The sequence below is a fragment of the Anabaena sp. AL09 genome, from assembly GCF_001672255.1.
In the GTDB taxonomy this organism is placed as follows: domain Bacteria; phylum Cyanobacteriota; class Cyanobacteriia; order Cyanobacteriales; family Nostocaceae; genus Dolichospermum; species Dolichospermum lemmermannii.
In genome coordinates this window covers 1-6,359 of record NZ_LJOQ01000046.1, presented here as the reverse complement: position 1 = coordinate 6,359, position 6,359 = coordinate 1, and the positions used below count along the sequence as shown (strand labels likewise).

At 37.4% G+C, this 6,359-nt stretch carries 4 protein-coding genes and 1 pseudogene; 1 reads left to right on the top strand and 4 read right to left on the bottom strand.

The window, feature by feature from the left end; translation table 11 throughout:
* Positions 1-638: 638 nt before the first annotated feature.
* Entirely contained in the window at positions 639-1,805 is a 1,167-nt protein-coding gene (locus AN490_RS09560) for a pyridoxal phosphate-dependent aminotransferase (RefSeq protein ID WP_300002313.1), read from the top strand.
* Between the two features lie 3 nt (positions 1,806-1,808).
* On the opposite strand, the gene AN490_RS09555 is transcribed toward AN490_RS09560, so the two are convergent.
* From AN490_RS09555 to AN490_RS09540, 4 genes and pseudogenes are all read right to left on the bottom strand, one after another.
* A complete protein-coding gene (locus AN490_RS09555) occupies positions 1,809-3,065 on the bottom strand; it encodes a tetratricopeptide repeat protein (protein WP_300002311.1) in 1,257 nt (418 codons plus the stop codon).
* Positions 3,066-3,186: 121 nt separating this feature from the next.
* Positions 3,187-5,064 carry an excinuclease ABC subunit UvrC gene (gene uvrC / locus AN490_RS09550; RefSeq protein ID WP_300002308.1) on the bottom strand — a complete coding sequence of 626 codons (1,878 nt, stop codon included), beginning with the start codon at positions 5,062-5,064 and terminating at the stop codon, positions 3,187-3,189.
* A gap of 201 nt (positions 5,065-5,265) precedes the next feature.
* Complete coding sequence (locus tag AN490_RS09545) at positions 5,266-6,021, bottom strand: YebC/PmpR family DNA-binding transcriptional regulator (RefSeq protein ID WP_300002305.1); 756 nt, start codon at positions 6,019-6,021, stop codon at positions 5,266-5,268.
* A gap of 118 nt (positions 6,022-6,139) precedes the next feature.
* Positions 6,140-6,359: pseudogene (locus AN490_RS09540) on the bottom strand (hypothetical protein); the annotation flags it as partial.

The window sequence follows — 6,359 nt, the reverse complement described above, 5'->3', positions numbered from 1 at the left end:
GTGATTTTTATTTGTCAGAATCAGGATGTTCAGGATTTGAGGATTTGCAGGATGTTATTGGATGATTTTTGGTGGGGAGTTGGTGATTTTTCAGGATGTTATTGAATGATTGTTTTTGAATAATTTAAACCATCTAAAAATTACCATCCTGTTAATCCTTTAATCCTGGTTATCCTGATATGGCTACGCCACGCTTCGCTATCAGACAAATACAACTTTCATCACCAACAAACCATCTAAAAATTACCATCCTGTATATCCTTTAATCCTGTAAATCCTGATTCAGACGATCCAAAAATTACTATATATGCGCGGACAGATTTCCACTCCTAACATAAGTGTAAACCAAAATTTTCGCCTTGTCAAGTCTTGACATGAAGAATAATGGAAAAAGTGAAAATCTCCATCACAAATCAACATCCTGTAAATCCTGATTCAGACGATCCAAAAATTACTATATATGCGCGGACAGATTTCTACTCATAACATAAGTGTAAACCAAAATTTTCGTCTTGTCAAGTCTGGAAGTAAATTAAATTGTCCCTACCTGGGTGAGAAAAGAATTTAGAAAGGGCAAATATCGGATAGGATTCTGGGATATCCTTAGATAGAAAGGATATTGGCGAAATTAAAGTAAAATGAAGCTGGCAGCAAGAGTAAGTCAGGTAACTCCCTCCATCACCTTAGCCATTTCAGAGAAAGCTAAGGCCATGAAAGCCGAGGGGATAGATGTTTGTAGTTTTAGCGCGGGTGAACCGGATTTTGACACGCCAGCGCATATCAAAGTCGCAGCCGCAAAGGCTTTGGATCAAGGTAAAACCAAGTATGGCCCCGGTGCTGGTGAACCAAAATTACGGGAAGCGATCGCCCACAAGCTAAAACATGATAATGGTCTTAATTATAAGGCGGAGAATGTCCTTGTCACCAATGGCGGTAAGCATTCTCTGTATAATTTGATTGTGGCACTGATTGACCCAGGTGATGAGGTAATTATTCCCTCACCCTACTGGTTAAGTTATCCCGAAATGGTGACATTAGTTGGTGGTAAGTCTGTGATCGTGGAAACAGATGCTTCCACTGGCTACAAAATCACCCCAGAACAGCTAAAAAAAGCTATTACCCCAAAAACCAAGTTATTTGTTCTTAACTCCCCTTCTAACCCCACAGGGATGGTATACACGCCAGGGGAAATTAAAGCCTTGGCGCAGGTAATAGTTGATGCAGGTATCTATGTTGTATCTGATGAGATTTACGAGAAGATTCTCTATGATGGTGCAGAACATATCAGCATTGGTTCTTTAGGTGAGGAAATTTTTTCTCGCACCTTAATTAGTAACGGTTTCGCTAAAGGTTACTCAATGACCGGTTGGCGCTTGGGTTATTTAGCTGGACCTGTGGAAATTATCAAAGCCGCTAGTACCATTCAGGGACATAGTACATCAAATGTGTGTACTTTTGCTCAATATGGAGCGATCGCAGCTTTAGAAAGTTCCCAAGACTGTGTAGAGGAAATGCGTCAAGCTTTCGCTAAACGTCGTCAGGTAATGTTTGAAAGACTCAACGCTATTCCTTGTTTGAGTACCGCTAAACCAGACGGTGCATTTTACCTCTTCCCTGATATCAGCAAAACCGGCTTGAAATCCCTGGAATTTTGTGATGCTTTATTAGCAGAACATCAAGTTGCAGTTATTCCCGGTGTTGCTTTCGGCGCTGATAAAAATATTCGTCTTTCCTACGCTACGGATATGACCACAATTGAAAAGGGAATGGATAGATTAGAGAAATTCGTGCGTTCTCGGATTTAGAAATTACAACAAACCCATTTCCTTTAAACCCTGATGAAGTCTTTGTGCTTCTTCAGGGTTGTTTAATTCATGGAGAGAAATGGCATATTCAAAAGCTTCTAAACTACCTTGAACATCGCCAATTTTCAACAGTACAACCCCTAAGTTTTGATAAGCTTCTGCATAATCAGGATTCAAATTAATGGCGTTATTATAGGCATCAATAGCTTCAGCAAATAATCCCATAGCTTTACATACCATCCCTAAATTATAATAACCAGTTACAAAATTAGGATCAATTTTTATGGCTGTTTCATAAGCAATTTTTGCTTCTGAAAAATTCCCCATATTTTTGAATAAATTCCCTAAATTATTATATCCTCCTAATTTTAAAAGCGGATAAATAGGCAATTTTACCGCAGCTTGATAATGAGAAATGGCTGGGGGCAAATTTTTTAAATTTGTATAAGCAATTCCTAAATGGTAATGCAATTCATACAAAATATCATAATTTATATCTTCATCAAAAGCAACTTCAACTTTTTGTGACTGCGAATATTTGAATTTACTTAATGGTTTTTTATCTTGATTAACCTGATTACCAATAATTTGATTTAACCCATGATTCAATAACTCCATACCTTCATTAATCTTCCCCATTTGCATATACAAAGCCCCCAACTTACTACAAACATAAGCATCATCAGGATGATTTGCAAAAAACTCTGCCATTGCGGCTGCGGCTTTAGCCGATTTATTCTGCTCATTAATCACAGCTTTTTGATAACCAGTATGGAGAATTGCTACCCCTGGTAAATAACCGATTTCCCAATTTGCTTCTTTGGCTAAAATTGCCATGACACTATCATCAATTAAAGCATGATAAGGGCGATCAAAATATATATCTGGATGATGACGAAATAATCGAGAAACGAGAGAATAAGGTGATTGTGTTGAACCAACTTCTTGACGCACCAGATTAATAACTAAATATTCTTCTTTGCTAATAGCTGATTTAATTAGGGGGATAATTTCTGATGTCAAACTTTCATCAGCATCTAAAACTAAAATCCAATCACCTGTTACATATTTTAACGCTTCATTTCGAGCCGAACTAAAGTTATTATTCCAGGTAAAATAATGGACTTTAGCCCCAAATTGTTGAGCGATTTGAGTTGTTTTATCAGTTGAACCCGTATCGAGAACTACAATTTCATCAACAAAATCTTTAACACTTCCTAGACATTTTGGTAAGCTAGTTTCTTCATTTCTTACAATCATACAGAGACTGATTTTCATCTGGTAACACTATGGTATTTACAAATTTGGTTTTATTGAACATTATAATAGTCAGAATTCAGATCCCTGACTTCTCTAAGAAGTCAGGGATCTTTAAACTAGTTTAAACAGGATGGAAATAATCATAAATCTCTTGCGCTAATCGTGAACCAATTCCGGGAACTTCAGTTAATTGTGTAGGAGTGGCTTGACGAATATAATCAAGAGAGCGAAAATGCGCTAATAACAACTTTTGCCGATTTTGTCCTAAACCGGGAATTTCATCTAAATGCGATCGCTTGAGTTTATCACTTCTTTGCTGCCGATGAAAACTCACAGCAAATCTATGGGCTTCATCTCGTAATCTTCTTAATAACTGGACTCCTGGCTGTTCTGAGTCCGTTTCTAAAGGTTTTGATGAGTGGGGTAAAAAGATTTCCTCTCGCTTTTTTGCTAAACTGACAACCCGCAAATCTGCGAATAGATTCATTTCCGTTAAAATACCCACAACAGCAGATAATTGACCTTTACCACCATCAATCATCATTAAATCAGGCCAGTCAGCATTACCCAATCTTGCTAATTTGGGATCTTCAATATATTTACGAAACCGTCTATTAATAACTTCCGCTAAACTGGCAAAATCATCGGAATGACCAATTTTAATATCAGGATTTTTAATTTTATAATGTCGGTAATGTTGTTTAGCTGGTAAACCATCAATAAAAACTACTTGCGAACCTACCGCATTAGTTCCTTGAATATGAGAAATATCATAACCTTCAATGCGTTTGGGTAAATCTGGTAAGTCGAGAATAGCAGCTAAATCTTGGGTTGCTTGCAGATTACTATCTCCCAATTTTTGCATTCTCTGTAATTCATATTGGGCATTTTTTTCCACCATGTCTATTAATTCTGCTTTACTTTGTCGCAAAGGGTTGGAAATTGTGACTTTTCTGCCTTTGCGTTCTGTCAAAATATCAGATAAGATCTCACTATCTGGTAAATCATGTTGTACTAAAATTTCGCTAGGAATTTCCACACTTTCCGCTGTTTGATAATGTTCCTCTAAAACTCGTTGTAAAATTGCTCCCGGTTCAGCGTGAGATTCAGCAACAAAAGCCAAACGGCCAACTAATTGACCAGCGCGAATTTGGAATAATTGAATATAGGCGTGTTGGTCATCGGCAGCTAAAGCGATCGCATCTCGTGATACAGTATCATCAGGTAAGGAGACTTTTTGGGCGGCATTGAGGGATTTTAAAGCTACAATTTGATCACGAATTTTTGCGGCATTTTCAAAATTCAATTCTTCGGCAGCAGTTTCCATTTGTGCTGTTAAAATATCAATTAGTTCCTGAGTCCTTCCTTGAAAAACCATTGCTACTTTTTGGACAATTTTTGCATATTCAACTGTGGAAACTAATTTTTGACAAACTCCAGGACAACGACCAATATCATAATTTAAACAGGGACGATCTTTAAATAAAGGTTGTGGTCTTTGTCGTAAAGGGAAAATCTTTTTACACAAATGGACAATTTCTCGTAATAAGCCGGAATCTGTATAGGGACCGTAATATTTATCTTTGGCTTTTCCTAATTGACGTTTGCGGGTAATGAAAATGCGCGGATATTCCTCTGACCAAGTAATGCAGAGATAAGGATACTTTTTATCATCTTTGAGTAAAACGTTAAAATAGGGCTGATGCTGCTTAATTAAATTGGCTTCTAGGGCTAATGCTTCAGCTTCTGTATCAGTGACAATAAATTCAATTTCTGTCACTAACTTGACCATCGTATTAATGCGTTCAGTCTTGTTAGTGGAGTCCCGGAAATAGGAACGGACACGAGAACGCAATTTACGAGATTTACCTATATATATTAAGCGATCGCTGCCATCCCGCAACAAATAGACCCCCGGTTCTGGGGGAATTTCTCCCAGCCGATTTTCTAACCGTTCTGGGTTTTTATACAGTGGTAATATTTGTTCAGATCTAGTCACGGATGTATTTTACATAACTTTATAGTTTACCCATATTGATTTTAAACCATAAATTTGCTAGTAGTCTGTCAAAGATCCACATACCATAGATAGATGAATTTCAGGATTAATTCCAGTAAATTAACCAACTATGGTAAACACTTGGTATATATGGGCTTGGTAAATCGCCAAGCCTTTTTTATGAAATTTAATGGTTTAGCCCTAATTCATAATTAATTCCATTAAACCATCAGCCATGTCAAAATTAGCTGTCACATTTTGAACATCATCTAACCCTTCTAGTGTATCAATTAATTTAAGAAGAGATTTAGCCTGATCTACATCTGTAACTTCTACCTGATTACCAGGAAGCCAACGTAATTCTATATCTGTGACTTTAAAACCTTTTGCTGGCAATGTTTGGCTAAGTTTCTCTAAATTCGCTATGGCTGTAAATACCTCAACTGTTTCCTCGGCAATCATTTCATAAGACTGGGCATTTCCTTCTAAGGAAGCTTCTAAAAGCTGTTCTTCATCAATTACACCCTCAACTACACAAACTCCTTTTTGGGAAAACATCCAACTTACACAACCTGTTTCTCCCAAATTTCCGCCATTTTTGCTAAAAGAGACGCGCAAATCCGCCGCAGTCCGATTTCGGTTATCTGTGAGGGCTTCAATTAAAATTGCGACACCACCAGGACCATAACCTTCATAGCGAATTTCTTCGAGGATGTTGTTATCACTGAAAGTACCTGCACCTTTAGCTACTGCCCTATCAATATTATCATTAGGAATGCCCGCAGCTTTGGCTTTATCAATGGCTGTGCGGAGTTGAAAATTACCTGCTGGATCTGGTATACCGTTTCTTGCCGCAACAATTATTGCCCGTGATAGTTGGGTAAATATACTTCCCCTTCTGGCATCTACTACGGCTTTCTGACGTTTAATATTTGCCCATTTACTATGTCCTGCCATAATTAAAAAAAATATTTATTCTCTATTCAAACATAAAATATCTAGGAATTATACATTATCTTTGAAAAATTCTCAGTAGTGTATGGTAAACATTGCCCACCCTACCTATAGTTTTTACCTAGATGTGCTGAAATTGGCTTAACAACCAAGCACAAACTTGACTATGATCCATTTGTCGAGTTTTTCTTAATGCTTCATTTAGTAGAGAAATTTGTAACCCTGGTAATACTTGAGATTCACTAATTCTTTTACAAGATAGCCCGGAAAGTTTGAAAGCCCCTGAGAAACAGGAACGAAGTTCCGTCTTTCGTGCTTTAGACAGGGGATGAAAAACGGCA

Excerpts from the sequence above, each read along its gene's own strand:
- AN490_RS09560 (WP_300002313.1), top strand. The coding sequence starts at position 639 with ATGAAGCTGGCAGCAAGAGTAAGTCAGGTAACTCCCTCCATCACCTTA.
- AN490_RS09545 (WP_300002305.1), bottom strand. The coding sequence starts at position 6,021 with ATGGCAGGACATAGTAAATGGGCAAATATTAAACGTCAGAAAGCCGTA.
- AN490_RS09555 (WP_300002311.1), bottom strand. The coding sequence starts at position 3,065 with ATGATTGTAAGAAATGAAGAAACTAGCTTACCAAAATGTCTAGGAAGT.